Source organism: Nostoc sp. JL23, assembly GCF_017115065.1.
In the GTDB taxonomy this organism is placed as follows: Bacteria; Cyanobacteriota; Cyanobacteriia; order Cyanobacteriales; family Nostocaceae; genus Nostoc; species Nostoc punctiforme_A.
The window spans coordinates 1-26365 of the sequence record NZ_JABXKN010000047.1 but is presented as its reverse complement, the minus strand read 5'-3'; the positions used below and the strand labels follow the sequence as shown (position 1 = coordinate 26365).

The following is a 26365-nucleotide window of genomic DNA, read 5'->3' as shown; positions in this document are numbered from 1 at the left end:
TCCTTAAAGTTCCGACACAATATGGCAGTGCGTCAAGATACAATCTGGGAACGTTTTTTATCCCCTGTAGTGCGTCTTTTGATTGATGAAGATGGGTTACGGCGTTACGCTGATAGTATTGACTGGGAGAAAGAGAGCGATCTCTATCGGCGAGATGATGTCATAATTCCGTCGTACTACAGTAATCAAAACTTTCACGGTATTGCTGGCGGATATCTCAATTCCGATGCAGCAGTTACTTACGATCCGGTTACTCAATACGTTCTACCGCCTAATGAAAGTATTGTACGTCAAGCTTTAGTTGATGCTGTCCAGGTGAAACCACGACGCATACTCGATTTAGGCTGCGGCACTGGTTCCACTACCTTAATGTTAAAACAAGCTTTCCCGGATGCGGAAGTTATTGGTTTGGACTTATCACCCTATATGTTGGTAAGGGCGGAAGATAAAGCTAGAAATGCTGGCTTGGAGATAGTCTGGCGACACGGAAATGCTGAAAAAACTGGTTTGAGTGACGCAACATTTGACTTAGTAACAGCTTCTTTACTATTCCACGAAACACCAGATGCAGTGTCTCTAGCAATTCTGCGAGAAAGCTTCCGCTTGCTGGTAACTGGAGGACAAGTATTAATTCTCGATGGGAATCAGAAGACTCTGCGTCAGTTAGAATGGCTCAATGATGTTTTTGAGGAGCCATATATTCGTGAGTATGCTGCTAGTAGTACAGAAGCGAATATGCGTGCAGCCGGATTTGAAGCGGTGCGATCGCAGGATGTATGGTGGATAAATCAGGTAACTAGCGGCATTAAACCAATAGCAACCGAAAATGTCCGTCAGTATACTCCCACATCAGTAGATAATAATGATTTGGAGGGACTTGGTTCTCCAGCGTTTGGCATAATGGCATGAGTTTAAAGGCAGTTCTCTTTGATTTTAATGGTGTCATCATTAACGATGAGCCAATCCACCTGCAACTGATCGATGAGATTCTCGTTGAAGAAAATCTCCAACCCCAAAAGGTGAGCGAGCGTCAAGCTTCTTTAGGACGCAGCGATCGCGCTTGTTTTCAGCAACTACTCGCTAATCGTGGTAGAGTAGCCAATGAAAACTATTTAACTCAGTTGCTGTACCGCAAAGCCCAAGCTTATACGGTGGAACTAGAAAAAATAAAGAAACTGCCTTTATATCCAGGTGTAGAAGACTTAATATTTCAGGTGCGATCGCGCAATCTAAAACTAGGATTAGTTAGTGGCGCGATTCGCAAAGAAATAGAATTGGTACTGAATCGCGCTAAACTAACTGAATATTTTAAAATTATCGTCGCGGGTGATGACATCACCACCAGTAAACCAGAACCCGATGGTTATTTACTGGCAGTAAAACGCTTGAATAAAGAATATCCCGAATTCAATCTCCAACCACAAGAGTGTCTGGCAATTGAAGATACTCCAGCAGGTATCGAAGCAGCGAAGCGATCGCAAATGCAAGTTGTTGGTGTAGCGAATACTTACCCATTCCACATGCTTCAGCGCTGCTGTAACTGGACTGTTGATTATCTCAGTGATTTGGAACTCGAACGGGTGCAAAAAGTTTATTCCCAAAAACAGCCTCAACCATCGGTAACTGAATGTTAGAATAATTTATGGTGGTAATGTTTTGAGTTAATGAGTAATAGTACTCTTAACTTAGTACCGATTAAGGGGAATTAGCTCAGTTGGTAGAGTGCTGCGATCGCACCGCAGAGGCCATCGGTTCGAATCCGTTATTCTCCATTAGTACATTAAATAATTATTGTCAGTTTTAAAGAATTAATGTCCATTTTTTCCAAATTCAGGGGCATAAGTTACGTATTTTAGCGGCTTTCAGCAATTAAATCGTTTTAAAGAATTATTGTCCAGAGTTGAAACCAGTTTTAAAGAATTATTGTCCAAAATCCGCCTGTAGAAGTCGGCTAAATATATGTTTTCTGATTTAATTTATTACAGCAAGCCCAAGGCTCTTTAAATTACAAGAATAGCTTTAAAGAACTTTATTTGCAGTCTAATTACAAAAATATATAACCTCTTCTTTTGCTGTTTTCACCCAAGCAGAGGCTCCATTACTATAAAATAGCTGCGTTTCTACGTGCGATCGCAGCACTCCTTTCAAACCACCCTAATACAAAATTATATCGCTAAAGTGGTGTCTTCAATCATAAGAATTTTCAACCCACCACCTAACGGGAGGGCTGTGGAAACAGATAACTTCCAAAACGCCCGAATTACTCATGCTGTTGCTTTCAACCCACCACCTAACGGGAGGGCTGTGGAAACTTGCTCGTGGTCGTTCACGAAAAAATCACCAGGGCACTTTCAACCCACCACCTAACGGGAGGGCTGTGGAAACATTTGGCGTTGTACAAAAATATATTTATCCAGATTTCCTTTCAACCCACCACCTAACGGGAGGGCTGTGGAAACAATTTTGTCCCAGAACCGTTGTTCTATGTCTGATTGCTTTCAACCCACCACCTAACGGGAGGGCTGTGATGAATAAGAAAGGTGCAGTAACAGATTATGTCTGCGAACTGATTCCCAAGGAGTTGATGATTAACCGCTATTTTCAAACTGAACAGGCGGCGATTGAAGAACTGGAAACGAAAAAGGATGAAATTGTTCGCCAGCAGGAGGAACTGCAAGAAGAACATGGCGGTGAGGAAGGTTTGCTGGAAGAAGTCACCAATGACAGTGGCAAAATTACCAAAGCGAATGTCAATGATCGCATTAAGGCAATCAAGAATGATGCCACGTTTGCAGATGAGTTAAAGGTGTTAAAGGCTTATTTAAAGCTGATTGAGCAAGAGGCGGAAATTAGTAAACAAATTAAAGTATTGACTCAATTTTTGGATAATTATGTTTTAACAAAATACGGGGATATAACGGAGGACGAGATTAAAACGCTGGTGGTAGATGATAAATGGATGCCGACATTGCGACAAGCGATCGCTTCTGAGATGGATCGGATTTCGCAACGGTTGGCGCAGCGAATTCAGGAATTGGCTGAACGGTATGATACGCCTTTGCCGCAGTTGACGAGTAAAGTTGAGGGGTTGACGAGTAAGGTTGAGGGGCATCTTCAAAAGATGGGAATGGTGTGGTGATAATAAAGAATATTACTGATAGCTACAAGCAGACAGATTGGGGAATAATTCCTAAAGATTGGAATTACGAAATCCTTCAAGGCAAAATAGTAATAGTACATGGGTTTGGATTTCAAAGCCAATATTTTAATTCTCAAGGTTTATATCGGCTAACTACTCCAGGTCATTTTTATGAAGAAGGTGGTTTTCGAGACGTAGGAGAAAAGCAAAAGTATTACGATGGCCCATTACCTGATGGCTATTTACTACGGAGTAAGGATTTAATTGTGGCTATGACTGAACAAGCTGATGGTTTACTAGGTAGTGCTGCAATTATTCCTGAATCAGGCAATTATCTTCATAACCAACGACTTGGTAAAGTTAAACCTATTTCATCTGATATTGAAATTGACTTTTTATACTACATCTTTAACTCTAAAAAATTTAGGCTTAAGGTGCGTGAAACTGCGGCAGGTACAAAGGTTAAGCATACTTCTCCAAACAAATTATTAGAAATTGCTGTTCCTATCCCCCCTCCTCCCGAACAGAAAGCGATCGCCCAATCCCTCAGCGATGTCGATGCCCTGATTACAGAGTGTGATCGCATCATCACCAAAAAGCGCAACACCAAGCAAGGCATGATGCAGCAACTCCTCACGGGCAAAAAACGCCTGCCCGATTTTAGTAAGGATGGGGATCGTGTGGTGATGGGAAAAAAAACCTCGGAGGGTTACAAACAGACTGAAGTAGGGATGATTCCTAATGATTGGGAAGTAGTTTTACTTGATTCGGTTGCAAAACGCGGAAGTGGTCACACGCCAGATAAAAAGCATCCGGAATACTGGAATGGAGAAATCAAGTGGATATCATTGAAAGATTCTAACCTCCTTGACAATTTATATATTGACAATACCGCCGAAAAAATTACGCCCGCAGGAATTGCAAACTCTTCAGCAGTTTTGCACCCATCAGGGTCTGTCGTTCTATCGCGGGATGCCGGGGTTGGAAAGAGCGCCATTACAAAAGATGTGATGGCGGTGAGTCAGCACTTTATGGCTTGGCACTGTGGTTCACAATTAAATAACCATTTTCTTTACTATTGGTTGCAAACAGAAAAGTCTGAGTTTGAAAGAATTGCAATCGGCAATACTATCAAAACTATAGGTCTTTCGTATTTTAAGCAGCTAAAAATTCCCTTTCCCTCTCTTCCAGAACAGAAAGCGATCGCGCAAATTCTCAAGGACATGGATACAGAAATTGCAGCCTTAGAACAAAAGCGCGACAAATACAAAGCCGTCAAGCAGGGCATGATGCAAGAATTATTAACCGGAACAACTCGCCTAAAATATGATTTAAATAATTAAATTATATGGGTAAAAAATATAAAATATATCTTGATGTTTGTTGTTTAAATCGTTCATTTGACGACCAAACACAGCCGTGAATTCGTTTAGAAACAGAAGCAATTTTAGAAATTATCAGCCGTTGTCGAGATGGAGGATGGGAATTAGTCAGTAGCACAGCCCTAGAATCGGAAATTGCACAAACCCCAGATGTAACCAGAAGAGAACAGGTGCTTGAAGCATTAGCGATCGCTCAACATCAAATTTTAGTCACCGAAGAAATCTCTAGACGAGCTATAGAATTAACAAACTTTAATATTAAAAATTTTGATGCGCTTCATATCGCTTGTGCTGAAGGGAACGCCGACATTTTCTTGACAACAGATAACCGTCTATTGTCAAGAGCATTAAACTATAAGAATAACTTAAACATAATAGTTGCTAACCCAATGCTCTGGTTAGCAGAAGTTACTACTAACCTCATAGAAGGAGGAGAAAATGACCCCGATTGAATTATATAGAAAAGGCTTTCAAGCCTTAGTAGATGCTTTGGGATATCCTGATGCTATCCGGTTTATTCGCCAATTTGAGAAGGGAAATGGAGACTACACCCAAGAACGTCATCAATGGCTCGATCAGCTAACGATGGATGAAATCCTCACAGACATTAAGCAACGCCAAAAAATATCTGACCCCAAGAACCAGGAACAATAATGAGCCAAGAACGCACCAAAACACCCTTAACCGTTACCCATGATGGGGAACCCTTAGTCATTATCTATCCTGCCACCCCTCAACCCCAGCGCCCAGCATTTGGAGCAATGAAGGGTAGCGGCGAAATATTGGGAGATGTGATTGCTCCAGTAATCCCTGCTACCACATGGGAAGCACACCCATGAAGCTGTTATTTGATACCCTCATCTGGCTTTGGTATTTGCTGAAAATTCACGGATGACACAGATAAAGATGACATAGTTTGATTAACAGTGTCATATTTAAAGCTGAGTAAAACCGTGATTATCACAGTAAGAGGGTTGCTATGAGCCAGGTCGGACAACGCGAACGCCAAACCCAAAACCGCATTGTGCAACTATTCCAGCAACAATTAAAGTATCGCTATCTGGGTGATTGGCACGACCGACCTAACAACAGCAACATCGAAACGGAAATCCTCACCGCCTTCCTACGCGACAAACAAGGCTACAGCAACAGCCTCATCACCAAAGCCTTGTATGAACTCAACAAAGTCGCAGGCGACCAAAGCAAAAGCCTTTATGACATCAACAAACAGGTTTATAGCCTCCTGCGCTATGGGGTTAATGTCAAAGAAGAAGTTGGCGAGAACACCCAAACCGTTTGGCTGATCAACTGGGAAAAACCACTAGAAAATGATTTTGCGATCGCCGAAGAAGTCACAGTCAAAGGCGAAAACACCAAACGCCCAGATATCGTACTTTATGTTAATGGTATTGCGATCGGTGTACTCGAACTTAAACGCAGCACCGTTTCCGTCTCTGAAGGCATCCGCCAAAACCTAGATAACCAAAAATCCATATTTATTAAATCCTTCTTCACCACCATGCACTTTGTCATGGCAGGTAACGACACCGAAGGACTCCGTTACGCCACAATTGAAACCCCAGAAAAATACTTCCTCACTTGGAAAGAAGATACTAACAGCGACATCACCGACCCTTTAGATAAACACCTGCGGCAACTTTGCACCAAAGAACGCTTTCTAGAGTTAATTCACGACTTTATTGTTTTTGACCGGGGTATTAAAAAAGTCTGCCGCCATAACCAGTATTTTGGGGTTAATGCTGCCCAATCTTACCTCCGTCGCCGAGAGGGGGGTATTATTTGGCATACTCAAGGCAGTGGTAAAAGCCTGACAATGGTTTGGCTAACTAAATGGATTCGGGAAAACATTACTGATGCTCGTGTTCTGATAATTACTGATCGAGATGAACTAGACAAGCAAATTGAGAGTGTCTTTAAGGGAGTCAACGAAGCCATTTACCGCACTACAAGCGGTCAAGACCTGATTAACAAACTTAACAGCACCACCACCTGGTTACTTTGCTCCCTAATCCACAAATTTGGCAAGAAAGACAAGGCAGACGACGCAGACTATAACAGCTACATCGAAGAACTCAAGCGCAGCCTGTCCAGCGACTTTAGCGCCAAAGGCGATATCTATGTATTTGTGGATGAATGCCATCGCACCCAATCAGGCACGCTGCACGACGCAATGAAAGAAATCCTACCCAATGCTGTATTCATAGGCTTTACTGGCACACCCTTACTCAAAAAAGACAAGCACAACAGCATCAACGTTTTTGGTGATTACATTCACACCTACACATTTAAAAAAGCCGTAGCCGACCAAGTTATCCTTGATTTACGTTACGAAGCTCGCAATGTTGACCAAAACATTACCTCACAAACCAAAATTGACCAGTGGTTTGAAGCCAAAACTAGAGGCTTAACAGAACACGCCAAAACCCAACTCAAGAAATGCTGGGGAAATCTGCAAAAAGTTCTCAGTTCAAAATCCCGACTGGAAAGAATTGTCGGCGATATTCTACTAGATTTTGAAACTAAAGACCGCTTGCAAAGTGGTTATGGTAACGCTATGCTCATCTCCGGTAGCATTTACCAAGCTTGTAAATATTACGAGTTATTCCAAAGTGGTGGTTTTACCAAATGTGCCATTGTCACCTCCTACAAACCTTCCCCGAAAGACATCAAAGGCGAAAGTACGGGAGAAGAGGAACTGACGGAAAAATTACGCCAGTACGAAATTTATCAAAAAATGCTTAACGGAAAAGCGCCAGAAGTATTTGAAGACGAAGTTAAAAAGAAATTTGTCGAACAACCAGCCCAAATGAAGCTGCTGATTGTAGTCGATAAGTTGCTGACGGGATTCGATGCACCTTCTGCCACTTATCTCTACATCGACAAAACCATGCGCGACCACGGACTATTTCAAGCCATTTGTCGCGTCAATTGTTTGGATGGTGAAGATAAAGAATATGGCTACATCATCGACTATAAAGACCTATTTAAAAGCCTGGAAAAATCAATTAATGATTACACCAGCGAAGCATTTGAAGACTACGAACCAGACGACATCGATGGATTATTGAGTGACAGAATCGCAAAAGGCAGAGAACGCCTAGAAAATTCCAGAGAAAGCATTAAAGCCTTGTGCGAACCTGTAGAGCAACCCCAAGATACCCATGCCTATATCCGCTATTTCTGCGGCTCCGATACTGAAAACCCAGACCTTATAAAAGAACATCAACAACAGCGCATTGCCCTTTATAAGTACACATCAGCTTTAATCCGAGCCTATGCTAATCTATCCAATGATATGGCAGAAGCCGGATACACTACAGTAGAAACTGAAGTTATTAAACAAGAAGTTAAGCATTACGAACAGGTACGCGCAGAAGTAAAGCTCGCCAGTGGTGATTATATTGATTTGAAAGCCTACGAACCCGCCATGCGTCACTTGATTGATACCTACATCGGCGCAGAAGAAAGCGAAATTATTTCAGCCTTCGACGATATGACGCTAATTCAGTTGATTGTCGAACGCGGTGCAAATGCAGTTGACGCATTACCCAAAGGCATCAAGCAAAACCAAGAAGCCGTCGCGGAAACCATCGAAAACAACTTACGCAAAGTTATTATCGATCAACAGCCAACCAACCCGAAATATTTTGAAAAAATGTCCACATTGCTGGATGAGTTAATCCAAGCGCGAAAAACAGCCAGTCAAAACTATAAAGCCTACTTGCAGCGAATTGTTGAGTTAAGTAAACAAGTTGCTCAACCGAGTAGATCATCACAGTATCCTCAATCATTGAACTCTGCTGCTAAAAGGGCGTTATACGACAACCTCAATCAAGACGAAGCGTTATCTCTAGCGATAGATGACGCGATTCGCAAAACCAAAAAAGATGGGTGGCGTGGAAACATAATGAAAGAGCGCGAAGTAAAAAATGCCATTAAGAAATATTTAGATTCCCCTGAAGATTGCGATCGCATTTTTGAAATAGTTAAAAGCCAAAGCGAGTATTAGGATGCACCAAATAACTGTCGGTGAACTCGTCATAGACGTTGCCAGAAAAGATATTAAAAACTTGCACTTGGCAGTGTATCCTCCCGATGGTCGAGTACGTATCGCCACACCCTTAAACATTGATGACGAAGCTGTGCGTTTATTCGCCATCTCCAAACTTGCCTGGATTAAAAAGCATCAAGCTAACTTTGAAGCACAAGAACGTCAGTCACCAAAAGAATTTGTGTCTGGTGAAAGCCATTATTTTCAAGGCAAACGCTATTTATTAAACGTCATTTATTGTCTGGGCAATCCCAAAGTAGAAGTTAGAAATAATACTTATATCGACCTTTATGTTAGAGAAGGAAGTAATGAAGCGCAACGCCAACAAGTCATAATGTCCTGGTATCGACAGCAGTTAAAACAAGAAATTCCCCCATTAATCGAAAAGTGGCAAAAGAACATGGGAGTCCAGGTTGAAGACTGGGGCGTAAAGCTGATGAAAACCAAATGGGGTACTTGTAACATCCAAGCAAAACGTATCTGGCTCAACCTCGAACTAGCGAAAAAAGACAAGCACTGCCTAGAATATGTTGTAGTTCACGAAATGGTACATCTGTTAGAACGCAATCATGGCGATCGCTTCGTGGCTTTCATGAATAAATTTATGCCGAATTGGAAATTTTATAAGGATGAGTTGAATCGCTCCCCCCTTGGAAGTTATTGAGTTTGACTTTCAGCCAGATTTTGGAGGAGCAGGCGATCGCTATTTTCTATGACGTGTTATGAAACCAACATAAAGGTTAAGCAAAAACATCCTATTAGCTATCTTTGTTGACTAAACTTCAGTAATTAGCTAATATTTACTAACACCAGCATTTAATAATTAATTTAAAGTAATTAGTTTATAGTATGATATTAATTTGCTTAGATAAAATGTAATTTATTAGGATAGTATTAATTTTAAAAAAATATGTAAAATCTTCAATAAATTATGCAGGGTTCTATAATTGGTAGCTTTCGTAAATATTACAGAGAAATTAGAGGTCTCATAGATTTATTTGAAAGTGCAGGACTTTTTATTCTTTCTCCCACAAAATCACAAGTGATAAACTCGGATGAGGAGTTTGTATTACTTGAAAGTGATGACTCAAACTCCTCTCCTGTAGAAATACAACTCATAGCTTTTCATAGAATCTTAAGATCAAGTTTTGTATATACATTTTGTCCTAACGGTTATATTGGACGTACTACGGCATATGAAATAGGACGAGTTGTAGAACGTAAAATAAAATTATTTTTCAGTGAAACTCCAAAAGATTTGCCTATTTTTTTGCCGCCAAATTCTATCTGGAGTCCAAAAGATTTTAGTAAATATTTCTTAAATCATGGAAAATTACCTGAAACTTTAGAGGTTAGCAGTAAAACAGTTTTAGAAAAGTTACATAATGATTTATTCTTAGGAAAGTATCAAGATTAAAGTACATGATTTATAGGTGTTAGTATGGGAAAAAAACATATTGTAATATGCGGTAGTATGTCTAATTATGAAGAAATGTTAAAATATCAAAATATTTTAATGAGAAATAATATTCCTTGTCTAGTTCCTGAAAATGAAGGAGAATTAATAAAACAACTTTCAAGAGATGAATTTAATGAGTTCAAACGAAAAGTTTCAAAAAGGCATTTTGAAGAAATTATCAATAATAATGTTTTTGCAATTTTAGTAGTAAATTCTACCAAAAATCATATTCCTAATTATATAGGTGGTAATACCTTTGCAGAGATTGCTATAGCATTTTATAAACAAAGGCAAATATTTCTTCTCTATGATATATATGAAGGTTTCAAAGATGAATTGATTGCTTGGGATATAAAACCACTTCAAGGAAATATTAATTCATTGATAGAAGAATATAATTCCTCTATTTACTCTAAAAATAAATAACTTATTTTACCAAAAAATCTGATTATAAAAAGTAAACAAATGAATGATAGGCAAAATACTAGTACACTTTTTGGATAATGAATTAATCACTTTATTTGGTCTCAAAAATTCTAAAAAAATCTATCAAGAACTTCGATTTTCTATTAGATTAGCCTTCCTTCTATGTTCAGACAAGATTGTCATTCCTGCATCAAACTATTTTGAATCTCCTTTTGCTAAAAAAATTTTTGATGAACTACAAGAATTTAGTGAATTTGGTTATCTTGGACTGGTTTCTAGTTCAATGAATGTCTTAGAGTTTGTTGAAAAAAAGAAGGAGCAATATTCAACCGATAGAAATCGTTATCCCATATATTTTAAATCTCTTGAATCACAGTCTAGCCTTTCTATTTCTGCTACATGGATACCCCGCAATCAAAGTGCTACAGAAGACATTACACAAAACTGGATTAGTAATATAGATAATAGTAGTATTTGGAAAAGGTTTTTTTCAAAAACATCTTACTCAACAGTCGAAAATTTTGAACTTGAACTGTCAAAAGTTCCAGAAAAGCTGGAGGATTCTGCATTTATATCTGATTTTGTTGTTCCTCTTTTGCTATGGAGAGATAAAGAATCTTTGTGGATAAAAAATAATATTAACGTTTTAATAACAAAAGCTTATATTGAGAGTTTCTTAAATGAATCTGATGCAATTTGTATGACTGATTTTTCGTTTTTTGATACTTCAATTATTTTACCAGATGATAGAAAACACCTGTCTGTATCTAAAATTAAAAGACTTTTATGGGAGAGAGATTGGCTTCAATTAATCTCTAATATAAATGGTGAAAGTCTATTTAAATTAAAACATAGTAAAGAATGGTCTAGTTTTCTTAATGAAAAGATATACCCTCTTGTTTTTCCCCAAAATAGTCTGCATAACTCTTTAGAAGTATTCGATAGGGATATTCCAGAAAAATATACTATTCCATTGAGCCAGCCAGTAGAGGTTGGAGACCAAAAAAGTATAGATACAAGACCTATTTATAATAATAATATTCAACTTAATGCCCTAACAGAAAGCTATATGTCAAAAAATCAAGGAAATGACCTACGTGGTGCAAAGTTCGGAGGTGGATATGCTGAAGGAAATCAGTACGGTGGTATTCTCAATGATTATTCATCAGAGCAAAAGCAGAGTTTAGCTGAAGTAGCAGCAGAGATTGAAGAACTTTTGGTTCAACTACAGAATAAAGGAGCTAGTTCAGAAGTTGCTCAACAACAGGTTGCACAGGATTTAGCTACTCAAGCTCAGAATAACCCTACAGTTATGGAAAAGCTGGTTAAGTGGGGTCAATCTTTAAGTGATACGGCTGCTAAAACTACTGTAACTGAGGCAGCAAAAGAAGTTTTCAAGTTAGCTCTAAGATTATCTGGAATTCCAATTCCATAACTAATTTAATAAACTTTGTTAATAAACCCAATTAATGGCGATCACACTTCGGTATAGCTGTTAATGGCTTGCTAGTGGCAGATGCAGCGTAAAAGCTTTGATACATAAATTTTTTATTGCCTAGAGACGTGGTTCGTTCCCGTCTATTTTTTATTGCTTCGCCTTCCGAGCTACGAGACTTGAAAAAGATATTTCGCAGTTTCTACATCTGGTTTGCAAACGTAACTGGTAGCGATGTCTACGACGGGCTACGCCTACACATTTTTTGAGAAAGTGTAGATAATAACAATCTCTGGAACACCTAAGTAAAGCAAAAAATTTGCCTGGAAGTATTGCTTAGTAGGCTTTCTGTCTCTTTTTCATACTTTTAAAAAGCGCATGACATTTTTTGCATTCTCCCTCTTCCCACAAAGCAGGGATAGCAAAACGCTCTTTGCAAAAGGGACACTCTGACAACAAACGTAGCTTATGATCATCGCACCCCACCGTTGATTGAAACTGCCACTCTAGGCGGTGATATGATTTCTCAGCATAACAAGCCGCACATAAACGAATTGGCTCAAGCTTCATCTTTTCGCCTTTTGGCGGTAGCATTTGAACTATTTTGTCTGCGTCTAAACCTATTAGTTTTGCGATCGCCTCTAATTCCTTTTGACTGGGAACCGGATTCAATCGAAATTTCTCCCACCTTGCTAATACTGGGCCAATTCCTGCGGCTTTACTTAAACTCCCAGGAGACGAGACGCAAACTGCTTCGTGTCGCCTAAATCGTCCAAAATAGTGACTAATACTCTCCCCTTCGTTGGGTTCTACATACCAAGGCGGACGTTGAACCGCTTCTGGCTCCATAACTTACATCTCAATACCTAAACAGCTTGAACTCAAAGCAAATATGCCACTTTAGCCTTTCCTCGTAAATATAACTTTTGGTTCCTTGCGTCTAGCAAACCTTTTAGTCAAATTATGTTGATTCAGTTCAAAATGCGGCTAATTTATTTTCAGTAGCGCAATCTTGCCAAGGAAATCATATAAAGGTTCAAAAGTCTAGATTTTAGTCGCAAATTTAACACTTCGGCACATAAACTTGCTTAAATAACTGTAATTCTTCATGGCGGGAATTAAAAGTTTGACTTTGCGATGCGATCGCACTGTTTGAGCAATAAATTTTTATTTAGTGCAACACAAAATTGCAAGTTTTGAGTTCTTGCCAATGAGAATTGCCAAGAAACTGTAAAAACTAAGTCACTTCTGGTGCGTTAGCGTTTGCGTTGACGCACTCTCTGCTAAAGAAGCTTCTCCAAAGGAGACTTGCTTTCATCTTAAATCCTCATACTTTGTAAACTGTAATAGCTCAAGAATTTACGTTTTGTTTACTGCTGTAGCTATTATATGGGTCATAAGGGTGATAAAGAAACAAAAATGTATATTTATGTTGCAGATGTTGTATCTGTAGCCTGGAATAAAGACAGAGGAGAAGTTTTAAAGCGATTACGTGGTAAAAAATCCCGTCAGAAGCTAGCTGATGAAATCACTGCCAGAGGCGGAGAATGCTCCCATCAAAACCTGAAAAAGCTAGAATATGGTGAGTCTGAAAGTGTCTCACTGAAAGTATTAGAATCTATTTGCACAGCATTGAATATCTCTATAAGTGATTTTATTAGCACTATTGAAGTTACGATATAAAGTTTTGAATAGCTCTCTTGATTTTAGCTACTAGAGTATCTAATATGAAATCTGAAATCAAAAAGGCGATCGCAGTCTCTTGCCGGAGGGCGATCGCCTTTTGTTAAACCCCATCAATGAGGTTACTCAGATGATTGTACAAGAAGAGTTTGATAACCAAGCTTCTGCTAAATCAGAGCTTGAGGAATATGTTGACCACTTAGCTGACGCAGCAGCACCAGAAATTGAAATTGACTCAGTGCCAGATGATTTGGGAGAACTGTATCGAGTGTGGAACGGTTCGCAACTTCTCGGCACTTTTTACCAAAACTTGGAGGGTAAATGGGTAACGCAACCTTGTAATAGGGATGAAAGACCCTGCTGTAACACACCCTTTGAAGCGCAGCTGATCATAGTAGCTGTCAATGGCTTACTGGTAGCAGATGTAGCTTAGTAATAAATCTTTCTCTCATCACCCAAAGACGTGGTTAAATTCACGTCTTTTTTTGTAGCTTATTTTTGATATTCACCTTTTTACATAAAACGGGAATGGCTAACTCTTCTTTGCCAGCGAGACATTTTGATAATAAACGCAGCCTCTAGCGATGTCTACGATGGTCACTGAGCTTGCCGTACCACTTCGTGGAAGCAAGCTACACGGAGCGTCTTGTAGAGAAGTGCGGGCTTTGCTTACGCACCCCACAAATGGCTGTAAAGCTAGCCACTTAAAAATCTTAGCCTTTTCTTTTAAATTTAACTTTTGGTTCCTTGCGTCTACCAAATTTTCTAGTCAGATTAGCTTGGCTCAATTCAAAGGATGGCTCATCTAGTTTCAGGATTGCAATTTTACGAAGTAAATCATACAAAGGCTCAATCAGCCCTCCAGATTTTAATTTCAAATAAGAAATTACACTATCCATTTGTGCGAGATTTAATCGACTATGCTCAGGAATGAATTTTTGCTCCCAATCATCCACAACTTCAATAATATCTTCTTCAGTTAAGTTGGGAAACTCGTATGGCTCTAAAAATGAGTCATGAACGCGCACGTATGGAAGACTTTTTCGTTCGAGAATATTATCGCTTAAATAGTAAGTCCCAACCAAGATAATAGCTATTCGCCGTTTCGCAAAAATATCAATTAGTTCATTCAATCCTTCCAAAGTTACGTAGTCGGCATTACCAATTATGAGTATTTTTACACCATAGCTTTTAAGAGTTCCCCATGCTCGCGCTCGTAAATCTCGCAGCGCTCCAACATTAGTAAGCGGATGACCGACTTCTTCTAGAATAGAGTAATACAAATCTGTTGGGCCACCATGCTGATCAATTTCAGCATAAATAACAGTCGCAGGAATTTCTAACAATGTCCCTCGCCGTTTTACATATTGCATCCTATAGAGTTGGCAAGCTTTTAGCAAACCAGAACCTGTAGCAGATGTAACGTAACCACAGAGTTTTGCATCACGCTGGTCATCAAGCCAGTCAAATAATTCTGTATCGCGGTCTAATGGTAGGTAAGTGTCAGCTTTACCAATTCGTTCAACCTCAGCCTGGATCTCTGGTGAGCGACGCAGTTCTTCAGCAGACTGTAAACTAGCATCAAACTGCTTCTGAAGTTTTGGTTCTACATGGGCTAAGTTAGTCTCTGACATTTTACTTACCAGTTATCTTTCACAAATTGGTTCCAATTTTGTACCCCTACTCTCGGTCGTCTAGCCTTGGCGGTGCGATTGGTTTCAGATTTATCCTGTTTGTCTATAGAATTTACAGGTTTTTGTGAGGCAATATCAGGTGAAGATGTAAAATTTTCTTGTGATATAGTTGTTTCCTCCAGTATTGCATTTTCAGGAAACATTTCAACAATTTTCGATTTATTAGACTTTTGTTCCTGTTTTAATTGAGCTTTTCTTTGCCGTTTTCTACGACTTTTACGTTCTTGTTCCACGTCCTCAAATATATTTAGTCGTTCATTCAAAATTGAAGAATTATCAACTTCCTTAGCTTCCACGCGAAGCTTCTTCTTAATCCAATTTAATTCCCCAAGAGAAAGCCGCTCTTTTTCTAGATCCCTAGCTTTTACAACACCAATAAACTCTCCTGGTTGACCGTCAAGAGGACGGGTATAAGCAAGCAGAGTTACAATATTGCGCTGGTCATATCTTAAGGAAATTTTCTGACCTTCATACCTTACTAAAGAATCTCCCTGATACACCAAACCTCCAAAGTTGACAGAACCATATTTCTCGACATTCCGATAAGCAACTTTCATTAAACAGATGTCTAGTTCACGCTCATTGAAAACTTCTGGCTCACTCAAGAGCATTGATTTCCAGCGTTTAATACGTTTTTGGTTTTTTACCTTTGGATAATCATGCTGATTGTAGTGGTCTACAAAATATCTCACTAATATTCTTTCTAGCTTATCAAGCGTTAAACATGCAGTTCTCTCTGCCTCTTTAGGGCGTTCCTCAATACTCGATCCGGTATATCCTCCATATAAAGACAAAACTTCCTTATTAATCTTGTCAAATATAGTCTCAATTAAACCGCCTGCCGATGGAAAAGCACGTAGCCGACGTTGGAAACCTAACTGTAGCGAAATTTGCTTCAAATGTGCAGACTTAAATTCCTTGGCGCGGTCTGTAACTAAATATTCTGGAACACCGAAAATATCCCATTTTTCTTGCAGTTTGTACTCTGGTTCATAATGCTTTGGCAACATTGAATGACGAAAGGCAAGTGCAACTTCATGTGATCCAGCAGACTCATATCCCAAATAAAACCCAACCACACAACCAGAATAGCTATCCATCACTAATGTTATGTAAGGGCGACCAATAATTTCTTTGTCTTCATCATCAATCAACAAAATATCTAACTTGGTATGGTCAACCTGCCAAATCTGGTTGCTATGGGTAATTTCTAAAATTCCTTCAGTTGTCTGAATAATTTGTCCTTCTGTTGGTGAACCGGGATGGCGAACTATTCTGCTTGCTTGGTCAATATGAAAATTTATAACTTTATAGACGGTGACATGAGAGGGACACTTTGTCTCTATTAAATCCTTTAATACCTCTGGGTATTGTTTAAATTTTTCAGCATACTTTTTAGAGCGTAGTTCTTCTCCCTTAGATGCCAAAGCTATCAAGTATCCGTGAATTTGATTATGATTTACCCGCGAACCCTCTTTTTGACCCCATTTATGAATTTCAACTATAAATTGAAACCATTGTTTGCTAATACGAAACTGCCCTTTATCCTGACGACCAACTGCAAGGGTAGCAACTCCGTCTTTTTGAACTCTCTCAACCATTCGTTTTATAGTTCGGATGCTTTTGCCAAGTGTTTTAGCTGCCTCTGCGATCGCATCCCTGCGAGCATTTTTATCAGGTGCTTGTAAAATGGCATCAATTACATCAGCCTTTTGCTGAAACTCTGGCGAATCATCGTTAACCAGTAAATAAGACTTTCCCTCTACCTGCTCTCCACCCAGCTCCGTAGCAAGAACTTCCTCATGATCGGAGAGATTAGTGCCTTGACTCAAAGAACGCGTAGACATATACCTGGCCTGTCTTCAAGAAAAATGACATCATTCACTTTAAAAGATTATCAGAAAAATGACATCATTTGCTTTAAAAGTGGCGAGAGAATAAGAAAAGCAGAAATATAGCTCAAAGACCATTGCAGTAAGGCTTTGAGCTTGTTAGAAAGCTATCGTGAAATTGGACAATAATTCTTTAAAATGGACAATAATTATTTAATGGACACCATTTGTACAACCACTAGGTAATCGATTATCTTGAATTTGATTATCTAGACGTTTTATCTCGACTTTTTTCTCATTACGACGCTTTTTTAGTTTTTGAACATCTTCCTCTACTTCACTAATTTTATTATGATTTTTTATCAGGTAAGCTACTGCACACCGGGTTAGAATATCCTGTGTTTGTTTATGGATTTTATATAAAACATTAGTTAATGTTTCTAATTTATTTTCATCTACATTGTTTGGATAACTAGAATCTTCCCTGTGTTCTACATCGGTACTTTTAGTATAAATATTTTTGTTAACTCTTTTTTTGGCTGATTTGGTTGGCTTTACATCCCCATTATTAATGGTAACTTGTTTTAGAAATTCTTCTGGTTGAGTAAGTAATTCTTGCGCTTTAGAACGTATTGTCTGTAAATCACATTTACTTTCACTTTCTTCCCATACTTGGCGAAGTATATCTTCTAAGCTTGCCGCACTATTATTACACAGTTTAAGATTTTTGGCACTAACCAAGCGTATTGGTATAAAGCCTGCCATTCAAGATTTAATAAACATTAGGGGCGCACAGCTAGCCGTGCGCCCCTACGAATCACCTATATTCCAACCTACGAAAGTTTCGGGTTATGAAATCCAGATTACTTAGTAATGATTTAGGTTAATCCCAGCTTCTTTTGCCATTGCTTCTAACCCATTAATTTGTAGGGTTTTAATTGCTTTGGTAGACAACTTTAATCTCACCCACCGATTTCCGGCTTCCCACCAAACACGCTTGTTTTGCAGATTAGCGTGCTGAAGGCGTTTAGTACGGCGGTGGGAGTGCGAAACAGCAAAAGCGTTATTTGCCTTCTTACCAGTTAGTTCACAGCGACGGGACATAGCAAGTATCTCCAGATTGTTATTTTAATACAGCCTTTCCATTTTAGGTCTTAGGCAGCAGAAGTGGGGAGATGAGGGAGCAGAGGGAGCAGGGGGAGCAGGGGAGGCAGGGGAAGAATAACTATTAGTTATTGAACCAATGCCCAATGCCCAATGCCCAATGCCCACTTACCACTATTTACTCGCTTGTTCCGTCAGCTTGGTGAGTACCTCATTTGATCGCTCGACGAAAGATTTCATTCCCTCAGCGTCAAATTCTTTCTGAGACATCAGCGCTAAATCGTAAACGTGTTGGCAAATCAAGTTGACTAACTGATTTGTAGACGATTCACCGTCACCTTGAATGATACTACCTTGGTTCAGATTTGCCAGATTTTGAATCAGCGGGTGAGCAGTATTCACCAGCAAAATGTGATCTTCGGGAAACTCTGCTGTTCCCTGCTGCATCATGGCGTTCATTTCGCGCAGGCGGCGGAGAATCTCTGGTAAAAGCACGATCGCAGGTGGTGTACCTTGAGGATCGTCTGATTTCAAGGCTTCGGTACGGATGTTGAGTTTGGGTTTGTTGAGGGATTTCTCAAATAACTCTTTGATCGTCTCACTCCGAGTTTTGTTCGTCTTGGGATCGACAATTTCCTTATCTTTATCTTGTTCTAGCAGGGTATTGTCTAAATCTGAGTCTACCCGTGTAAACTTGACATCCTGATATTCCCGCTCTAGGAAGTTGATAAAGTGAGTGTCGATGAAGGAGTCCATAAACAGGACTTCCAAACCTTGATTTTTGTGCAGTTCTATGTATGTAGATTGGGTTGCTTCATCGGTGCTGTAGAAAACCCGGTTTTCGTTGCGTTCTTTGTTGCGTTCTAGATACTCTTTCAGCGTAGTATAAGGAGCGCTGGGTGCTGAGTCAGAACTGGGTGAAGGAGTGACATCTTGCCAAGCATCGCTGTCCGAAGATTGGACTTCAACCACTGGAGTTTCAGCAGCAACTTTTTCCGTCAACTTGGCGGTGGTGCGGAAGACAATAATATCTTCGATTTGTTTTTTGAATTTCTCGTCGTTGAGAACGCCGAATTTTACGAAAGTGCCGAGGTCTTTCCAAGCGCTGATGTATTGTTCGCGGTTATCGCGGAAAAGTTCTTTGAGGCGATCGCCTACTTTTTTGGCAATGTAATCACCAATTCTCCGCACGGTGCGATCGCCTTGTAAGGCACTCCGCGATACGTTCAGGGGAATATCGGTACTATCAATCACACCCCGCATCGGCATCAGAAATTGCGGGATAATTTCTTCGCAGTTGTCGCTAACAAAAACTTGATTGCAAAATAGCTTGATCTGGCCTTTGGTAACATCTACATCCGGTCGCATTTTGGGAAAATACAAAATCCCGTTGATGATAAAGGGATAGTCTGTATTTAGATGTACCCATAACAAAGGTTCTTCCTGAAAAGGATACAGGTAGCGGTAAAATTCTAAATAATCTTCTTGAGTCAGATTACTCGGAGACTCTCGCCACGGTGCTTTTTGCTTATTTATTACTTCGCCATCTAGTTTAATCGGGACTGGCAAGAAGTCGCAGTATGTCTTGACAAGATTCTTAATTCGTGCTGATTCGAGAAATTCCTCTTCTTCCCCTTGCAGGCTGAGAATAATAGTAGTACCGCGAGTTGTCCGAGAAGATTCTTCAAGAGTGAAAGCTGGGGAACCATCACAAGACCAGTGAACCGCCTGCGCGCCTTCTTGGTAGGATAAGGTATCAATTTCTACCTTTTGCGCCACCATGAAGGAAGAGTAAAAACCAAGACCGAAGTGACCGATTATCGGTTGATCTGATTTGCTTTCATATTTATGAATAAATTCTTCAGCACTAGAGAAGGCAACCTGATTGATATATTTCTTAACTTCATCTGCGGTCATCCCAATACCGTTATCGGAGATGGATAGAGTTTTCTTATTTTTGTCAATGGCAATTTCAATTTCTGGTTCGCCGATATCTCCAGCATAATCGCCGGCGCGGGATACCATTTTTAGCTTTTGGATGGCGTCTACAGCGTTGGATACCAGTTCCCGCAAGAAGATTTGGTGATCTGAATAGAGCGACTTCTTAATGATCGGGAAAATATTCTCAGTATGAATACTGATAGTGCCTTGTTCTAGCATAATTGGTAGTTTTCGATGTTAGTATCTGAAATGATGATAGTAGGTAATACAACCTAGCCATCTGTTTTCCAGGATAAACCCGGAGAACACAGAAGGGCATGATACCAATTAGGATTTTAAAAGCATAGCTTAGGCGATCGCACCTTTTTTAAGCATTGTTTGCCGCCATTTTCTGATTCGGATTCCCCTACTTCCAAGTCGCCACTCCCCACAGATTGCTGTTTAAGTATTACTAGAATTCTTCTCCAACACCAAAAAATAATGGTATGGATAAGTGGGATCGATAAATTCTTGCTTAACAGTTAACCCAGCTTTGGCAACAGAGTTTAAAATCCGCGTTTTCGGATAACCTTTTAAACCCATTTCCCAGCAGTGTTCGTCACAGACTGGCGTTGTACTCCAGAATTTGGGGACATTGAATAGTAAATGCCTTGGTCTGCCTGAGAAAGAGGTTTTGACCTGAAACGAGAGGTATTGGGTGCAATAGGGAATCGAAATCACCAAAAATTTCTTGGTTGCAATAGCAAGTTTTCTCAATGCTTCTTCTGACTGTTCGTAAGGGAAGTGTTCCAGAACTTGAAACAGGACAATCGCATCAAATTTATCTTTTGGTAAGGAAAAATCTGTAGTCAAATCCAAAATTATTTCTGGTTTGAGGCTGGGGTCAACATCAGCAGTGGAGACGTTGTATCCATTATTCTTCAAGATGTCTGTTAACAGAGAATTAAAAATCCCAATTTCCAGAACGTTTTTTACCTGATTACCCAGCGAAAAAATTAGACGCAACTGATGATGATAACTGATGAGGCGATTTTTTGATAAATATTCTGAATTTCTAATATCTAACGAGCTGATGAGTTGCATAAATAAGCCTACCTAAGCTGAGAGATTAATAAATTTGGTGGGTATACAACTACAGGATTCCCGGAACAATCATCAAAGTAACAGTACCTTGTTTCGTTTGTATACCATACACTCTGTCTCCTAGAAGGCTAAGGTATACAAATGAAAGCCCAAACCCTGGATTTACCCCCCTTAATCCCCCCGATGCATTGGGGGGAAATATCCGGTTCTCCCCCTTTGCAAGGGGGAGTTAGAGGGGGTGAGAAGGACTTGTATACACACCGTAGCCTAGAAGGAGAGAGGCTTTGAAGGGGGATTTTCCAGGGCAAAATATCACTAACACCAAGCGTATTGGGTTAACGAGTAGGATTCTACGCGCTAAAGTATTTGGCTAACGGGTGATAGGTAATAATCGCAGTGGTAGACTGTTCTGGATAAAGTTGTTCGCTTTCATCCATATACAAGTTAATCCTGTCAGTCTGCAATAACTCCAGTTGTTTGTACTGATCCTGAATATTTGGACAAGCTGGATATCCAAAACTATACCGCGAGCCACGATAGCGTTGTGCTAATATATCCCGAATATTGTCGGGTTCCTCAGCAGCAAAACCTAACTCTCGGCGAATTCTGGCGTGTGTCCATTCAGCTACAGCTTCCGCTACCTGTACCGCCATACCGTGGAAATACAGATAATCGGTGTATTGATTGGCAGCAAACAGCTTTTGGGCGAACTCTGTGGCAATTTCCCCTACAGTCACCGCTTGCATTGGGAAGACATCAATAATTCCCGACTCCTTCGGTGCAAAGAAATCTGCTATGCATAGCCGTCTTAACGACTTTTGTCTAGGAAACTCGAAAGTTGCAAGCTGTTGTGATTGACTTTCTGAGTCATATATATGTAGAGAATTCCCCTCGGCTTGACAAGGGAAATACCCGTAAATCACTTGGGGATGCAACAGATTCTCTTCGATGATTCGCTGTTTCCAAGTTTCTAAAACTGGGTAAACTTTCTCGGCTAAGAAAGCCTGATATTCTTCCTTAGATTGTTCCTTTGGTTTGCGGAATTGCCATTGTCCAGCAATTAAAGCTTGTAAATCCAAATGCCAGAATATTTCCTCGATGGGAATATCACTAGGCTGCAATAACTTCGTTCCCCAGAAAGGCGGTGTGGGACGTTCAATATCTACAGCCACAGCTTCGGAACGTCTTGTATCTACTACTTTTGGTTCAGCAGATGTTTCTTCCGTAGTTGTCGCTTTTGGTTCTTTGTGGCCATTTGTCGAAACTTCAGCAGTTTCCACTTCATTCAAAAATCCCTGCAAATCTTCCCAGTTATTAGTTGCCTTTGCTGGCATTAATTTATCCATGAAGTGCAAGTCAGAAAAGGCATCTTTGCCATAAACAACTTTACCTTTGTAAGCTTTTTGGCAATCTTCATAGACAAACTTGGGAGTTAACGCTGCACCACCTAATATCACGGGGACACTAATTCCCTTTTCGTTGAATACCTCCAAGTTCTCTTTCATGAAGGCGGTGGATTTCACCAGCAAACCACTCATGGCAATACAATCAGCTTTGTGCTGTTCATAAGCGTTGATGATGTTTTCTACCGGCTGTTTAATTCCCAGGTTAATCACCTTGTAGCCGTTGTTGGACAAGATGATATCCACCAAGTTTTTACCAATGTCGTGGACATCGCCTTTAACTGTGGCAATGATAAAGGTTCCCTTGGCATTGTTACCCGATTCTGATTTTTCCATGAACGGTTCTAGAAACGCTACCGCCGCTTTCATGGTTTCCGCAGATTGCAGAACGAAGGGTAGCTGCATTTGTCCAGAACCGAATAATTCCCCGACAACTTTCATGCCGTCTAGCAAGAAGGTGTTGATAATTTCTAAGGGGGGATGTTCTTCTAAGGCTTTTTTCAGATGTTCTTCTAAGCCAATGCGTTCGCCGTCGATGATGTGGCGTTTGAGACGTTCTGGAATGGGGAGACTTTCATCTAAGGAGCGATCGCGCTTAGTTGTCACCCCAGCAAACGCTGTGGTAAGCTCTCCCAAGGGATCGTAAACGCAGACGTTACCCTCAAATTTCCGCTCATCATAAATCAACTGCCGACAAATTTCTTGATGACGTGCATCAATCTTCGAGAGCGGTAAAATCTTGTTAGCGCTGACAATGGCTGCATCCATTCCCGCTGTCGTCGCCTCGTGCAAAAACACCGAGTTCAGCACCATCCGCGAGGCTGGATTCAAACCAAAGGAAATATTGGAAACACCCAAAATTACATGACATCCAGGTAATCCTTCACGAATCCGCCGAATGGATTCAATGGTGGCCTTACCGTTTTCTCTGTCTTCTTCAATTCCGGTGGAAATTGGTAACGCTAGGGTATCAAAGAATATTTCTGTGGGTGGTATGCCATATTCTACAGCTTGACGGTATGCGCGTTGGGCGATCGCAAACTTTTTGTCTGCTGTCCGCGCCATTCCATCTTCATCGATAGTACCAATGACTACACCAGCACCGTATTTTTTCGCTAATTCCAGCACCTTTAAAAAGCGCGGTTCCCCATCTTCGTAGTTGGTGGAATTTAGCAAACACTTACCACCAGCAACCTTTAAACCCGCCTCCATTTTTTCCCATTCGGTGGAGTCAAGCATTAACGGCAATGTCACATTATTAACAATGCGCGAAACTAATTCGTGCATATCCCGTACACCGTCACGTCCCACATAATCGACGTTGACATCGAGGATGTGTGCGCCTTCTTTTACTTGCGCCCTCGCCATTGAGACGAGTCCATCCCAATCTTCGGCGTTTAGCAAATCGCGGCACTTCTTGGAACCACTGGCGTTGAGACGTTCACCAACAATCAAGAAGGAATTATCTTGATCGTAAGGCTGAGTGGTGTAAATTGATGCTGCTGCTGGTTCTAAACTAGGATGTCTAACTTTTGGCTTCAGGTCTTTAGCAAGTTCTGCCAATTGTTGAATGTGTTCTGGACGTGTCCCACAGCAACCCCCGATCACTTGGACACCCAAATCTTCAACAAAATGCATTAATGACATCCGTAATTCTAACGGTGTCAGGCGGTAGTGCGCTTGACCGCCGACGTTTTCAGGTAAACCCGCGTTGGGAATACAGGAAACGATGAAAGGTGAATGTTCTGCCAGATACTTGATATGTGGTTTCATCAAGTCTGGGCCTGTGGCGCAGTTTAGACCGAGAATATCTATTGGGTAATGTTCCAGAATTGTCACCACAGCGCTGATTTCTGAACCTACCAACATTGTGCCCATGCTTTCCATTGTCACAGACACCATCAACGGACGGCGATCGCCCTTCTTAGCAAATACCTCTTCAATAGCATTCAGCGCCGCCTTAATTTGCAGCACATCTTGGCAAGTTTCCACTAGAAATAAATCGACACCACCATCCCACAGCGCCTCTGCTTGTTCAGCAAAAGTTGCTTTCATGGTGTCAAAGTCAATATGTCCCAAGGTAGGAAGTTTCGTTGTCGGCCCGATGGAACCTGCCACAAACCGGGGTTTTTCTGGTGTGGAAAATTCCGCAGCTACACGCTTGGCCAATTCTGCGGCTGTCTTGCTGAGGTAATAGGCTTGGTCTGCCAAGTCATATTCTGCCAGCACCAGGGACGTACTGCCAAAGGTATCGGTTTCAATTACGTCTGCACCAGCGGCGAGAAAGTCACGGTGAACCTTAGCGACAGCTTCGGGTTTCGTGTGGACTAAGTATTCGTTACAACCTTCATACTGTGGGCCGCCGAAGTCTTCAGCAGTCAGGTTTTGGGTTTGTAAGTTGGTTCCCATCGCCCCGTCGAAAACGAGGACTGGGCTATCTGGACTACGCAGGCGTTCAAGGAAAGAATGAGTCATATTTTCCTAGAATAAATGAGGATATCAAGTGAGTCATGCGATACTCGACTTACTTTATTATTTTCCAAGATTGTGATATTTTCGGCATCTTTTCATAAAGTCTGTTTTGCTGAAACTCACCATTCGCTCATTTTGACCTGATTTCTCAAGGTTGGCGACGATAGAATTATGCAAAACCTGTCAAGGAATAATTGACGAGTCCATTCTTTGTAGAGACGGCGATTTATCGCGTCTGTCTTACGTGTCAGTTTTTTAGACGCGATAAATCGCGTCTCTACATGAGGGGTTTCTTATCCCAAGCGTATTGGGATAAAACTGGTGACTTGTGTGTACACCGTAGCCAAAGCATCGGGGGGTGGGGTGTAATGACTGTGGTTAGATATGATATCACTCTAGAAGTCGCTGGCTCACAAACAAAGCCCTGAAAATGTTGGCTTGAGGAACGAAACGCAACCTACATTGGAGTTATTTTTTAGGCAAAACCTACACAGTATTGACACAGATGGGGTTTCACTGAATTCTACACATAGTCAGATGAAATATTTCCGCCAAGTTTCTTATCTTGGGATTACAGCTTAGAGTTGTCACTCCGTTCAGCTCAAAGATGGAAAAAACACCAGGAGTATAACTTGAGTCATACTATGGATTTAAATTCTTTGTTCAATCTAAATACATTTATTGAATTATTACTGGGGATTAGTTTGAGCGCGGCGGCTGGCTTCCGAGTATTTGTACCACTGCTAGCATTGAGTGTGGCTTCAGTTTTTGGACATTTAGATTTGCCGACTAACTTCGATTGGCTGGAAACACCTCAAGCTGTAATTGTATTTGCAGCCGCTTGTTCGCTAGAAATTATCGGTTATTACATTCCTTGGTTGGATCATCTGCTGGATATTGTAGCCACTCCTGCGGCATTTATCGCCGGGACAATTGTTACAGCATCTGTTGCTCCAGAGATGAATCCACTGGTGCAGTGGACGTTAGCTTTAGTTGCTGGTGGTGGAACCGCAGGATTAACTCAGGGATTAACGAATATATTGCGGATAAGTTCTACAGGCGTTTCAGGTGGATTAACTAATCCAGTTGTGTCAACCATTGAGTTGCTCATCGCCATCGGACTGTCTGTGCTGGCGCTAGCTTTACCAGTGGTAGCAGGAGTAATTGTGATTGGTTTTCTAATAATAAGTAAGTCGTGGTGAAATTTTACAAGTATGTAACAAAAAATTAAGCAGAAGAA

The 26365-nt window shown here is 40.6% G+C and carries 23 protein-coding genes, 1 tRNA gene and 1 CRISPR repeat array; of the genes, 16 read left to right on the top strand and 8 right to left on the bottom strand.

Annotation, left to right across the window (positions count from 1 at the left end):
* Positions 1-21: 21 nt before the first annotated feature.
* The 13 genes from HWQ42_RS09510 (at position 22) to HWQ42_RS09450 (ending at position 11913) form a co-directional block, all read left to right on the top strand.
* Complete coding sequence (locus tag HWQ42_RS09510; RefSeq protein ID WP_292811299.1) at positions 22-909, top strand: class I SAM-dependent methyltransferase; 888 nt, start codon at positions 22-24, stop codon at positions 907-909.
* Positions 906-1634, top strand: coding sequence for an HAD family phosphatase (locus HWQ42_RS09505; RefSeq protein ID WP_292811297.1), 729 nt, complete (start codon positions 906-908; stop codon positions 1632-1634). Before HWQ42_RS09510 ends, HWQ42_RS09505 begins: the two co-directional genes overlap by 4 nt.
* Positions 1635-1699: 65 nt before the next feature.
* A tRNA-Ala gene (locus tag HWQ42_RS09500) sits at positions 1700-1772 on the top strand.
* Positions 1773-2200: 428 nt separating this feature from the next.
* Positions 2201-2532: a CRISPR direct-repeat array (repeat unit 37 nt; unit sequence CTTTCAACCCACCACCTAACGGGAGGGCTGTGGAAAC).
* A 52-nt stretch (positions 2533-2584) separates the two neighbouring features.
* Complete coding sequence (locus tag HWQ42_RS09495) at positions 2585-3139, top strand: hypothetical protein (RefSeq protein ID WP_292811295.1); 555 nt, start codon at positions 2585-2587, stop codon at positions 3137-3139.
* Positions 3133-4482 carry a restriction endonuclease subunit S gene (locus tag HWQ42_RS09490; RefSeq protein WP_292811293.1) on the top strand — a complete coding sequence of 450 codons (1350 nt, stop codon included), beginning with the start codon at positions 3133-3135 and terminating at the stop codon, positions 4480-4482. Before HWQ42_RS09495 ends, HWQ42_RS09490 begins: the two co-directional genes overlap by 7 nt.
* A 209-nt stretch (positions 4483-4691) precedes the next feature.
* Positions 4692-4973 carry a hypothetical protein gene (locus HWQ42_RS09485; RefSeq protein WP_292811291.1) on the top strand — a complete coding sequence of 94 codons (282 nt, stop codon included), beginning with the start codon at positions 4692-4694 and terminating at the stop codon, positions 4971-4973.
* On the top strand, positions 4960-5175 hold the full coding sequence (locus HWQ42_RS09480) for a hypothetical protein (RefSeq protein WP_292811289.1): 216 nt from the start codon (positions 4960-4962) through the stop codon (positions 5173-5175). The genes HWQ42_RS09485 and HWQ42_RS09480 overlap by 14 nt, the downstream gene beginning before the upstream one ends.
* Positions 5175-5360, top strand: coding sequence for a type II toxin-antitoxin system Phd/YefM family antitoxin (locus tag HWQ42_RS09475; RefSeq protein ID WP_292811287.1), 186 nt, complete (start codon positions 5175-5177; stop codon positions 5358-5360). Before HWQ42_RS09480 ends, HWQ42_RS09475 begins: the two co-directional genes overlap by 1 nt.
* A gap of 140 nt (positions 5361-5500) precedes the next feature.
* Positions 5501-8551, top strand: a complete 3051-nt coding sequence (locus HWQ42_RS09470) for a type I restriction endonuclease subunit R (protein ID WP_292811284.1) — start codon at positions 5501-5503, stop codon at positions 8549-8551.
* A 1-nt stretch (position 8552) separates the two neighbouring features.
* Entirely contained in the window at positions 8553-9257 is a 705-nt protein-coding gene (locus HWQ42_RS09465) for a M48 family metallopeptidase (RefSeq protein WP_292811282.1), read from the top strand.
* Positions 9258-9524: 267 nt separating this feature from the next.
* Positions 9525-10010, top strand: coding sequence for a hypothetical protein (locus HWQ42_RS09460; RefSeq protein ID WP_292811280.1), 486 nt, complete (start codon positions 9525-9527; stop codon positions 10008-10010).
* A 24-nt stretch (positions 10011-10034) separates the two neighbouring features.
* Positions 10035-10478 (top strand): hypothetical protein, encoded by a 444-nt coding sequence (locus HWQ42_RS09455; RefSeq protein ID WP_292811278.1) that lies wholly within the window; start codon positions 10035-10037, stop codon positions 10476-10478.
* 70 nt (positions 10479-10548) lie between these two features.
* Positions 10549-11913, top strand: a complete 1365-nt coding sequence (locus HWQ42_RS09450; RefSeq protein WP_292811277.1) for a hypothetical protein — start codon at positions 10549-10551, stop codon at positions 11911-11913.
* Between the two features lie 336 nt (positions 11914-12249).
* Here HWQ42_RS09450 and HWQ42_RS09445 read toward each other — a convergent pair whose 3' ends face one another.
* Positions 12250-12762, bottom strand: coding sequence for a TniQ family protein (locus tag HWQ42_RS09445; protein ID WP_292811275.1), 513 nt, complete (start codon positions 12760-12762; stop codon positions 12250-12252).
* 540 nt (positions 12763-13302) lie between these two features.
* Between HWQ42_RS09445 and HWQ42_RS09440 the strand changes: the two genes are divergently transcribed.
* Entirely contained in the window at positions 13303-13596 is a 294-nt protein-coding gene (locus HWQ42_RS09440; protein WP_221706541.1) for a helix-turn-helix transcriptional regulator, read from the top strand.
* A 130-nt stretch (positions 13597-13726) separates the two neighbouring features.
* Positions 13727-14029, top strand: coding sequence for a hypothetical protein (locus tag HWQ42_RS09435; RefSeq protein ID WP_292811272.1), 303 nt, complete (start codon positions 13727-13729; stop codon positions 14027-14029).
* 280 nt (positions 14030-14309) lie between these two features.
* Here HWQ42_RS09435 and HWQ42_RS09430 read toward each other — a convergent pair whose 3' ends face one another.
* From HWQ42_RS09430 to metH, 7 genes are all read right to left on the bottom strand, one after another.
* On the bottom strand, positions 14310-15230 hold the full coding sequence (locus tag HWQ42_RS09430; protein WP_292811269.1) for an ATP-binding protein: 921 nt from the start codon (positions 15228-15230) through the stop codon (positions 14310-14312).
* Between the two features lie 5 nt (positions 15231-15235).
* A complete protein-coding gene (locus HWQ42_RS09425) occupies positions 15236-17137 on the bottom strand; it encodes a Mu transposase C-terminal domain-containing protein (RefSeq protein ID WP_292811267.1) in 1902 nt (633 codons plus the stop codon).
* Between the two features lie 198 nt (positions 17138-17335).
* Positions 17336-17887: a hypothetical protein gene (locus HWQ42_RS09420; RefSeq protein ID WP_292811265.1), complete on the bottom strand. Its 552-nt coding sequence runs from the start codon at positions 17885-17887 to the stop codon at positions 17336-17338.
* Between the two features lie 102 nt (positions 17888-17989).
* Positions 17990-18226: a 50S ribosomal protein L28 gene (rpmB, locus tag HWQ42_RS09415; protein ID WP_094350731.1), complete on the bottom strand. Its 237-nt coding sequence runs from the start codon at positions 18224-18226 to the stop codon at positions 17990-17992.
* A 174-nt stretch (positions 18227-18400) separates the two neighbouring features.
* Complete coding sequence (htpG, locus tag HWQ42_RS09410; protein WP_292811263.1) at positions 18401-20386, bottom strand: molecular chaperone HtpG; 1986 nt, start codon at positions 20384-20386, stop codon at positions 18401-18403.
* Between the two features lie 222 nt (positions 20387-20608).
* Positions 20609-21250, bottom strand: coding sequence for a methyltransferase domain-containing protein (locus HWQ42_RS09405; RefSeq protein ID WP_094350733.1), 642 nt, complete (start codon positions 21248-21250; stop codon positions 20609-20611).
* 350 nt (positions 21251-21600) lie between these two features.
* Complete coding sequence (gene metH, locus HWQ42_RS09400; protein WP_292811260.1) at positions 21601-25128, bottom strand: methionine synthase; 3528 nt, start codon at positions 25126-25128, stop codon at positions 21601-21603.
* A gap of 641 nt (positions 25129-25769) precedes the next feature.
* Between metH and HWQ42_RS09395 the strand changes: the two genes are divergently transcribed.
* Positions 25770-26327, top strand: a complete 558-nt coding sequence (locus HWQ42_RS09395; RefSeq protein WP_292811258.1) for a DUF4126 domain-containing protein — start codon at positions 25770-25772, stop codon at positions 26325-26327.
* The last annotated feature ends 38 nt before the right edge of the window (positions 26328-26365 follow it).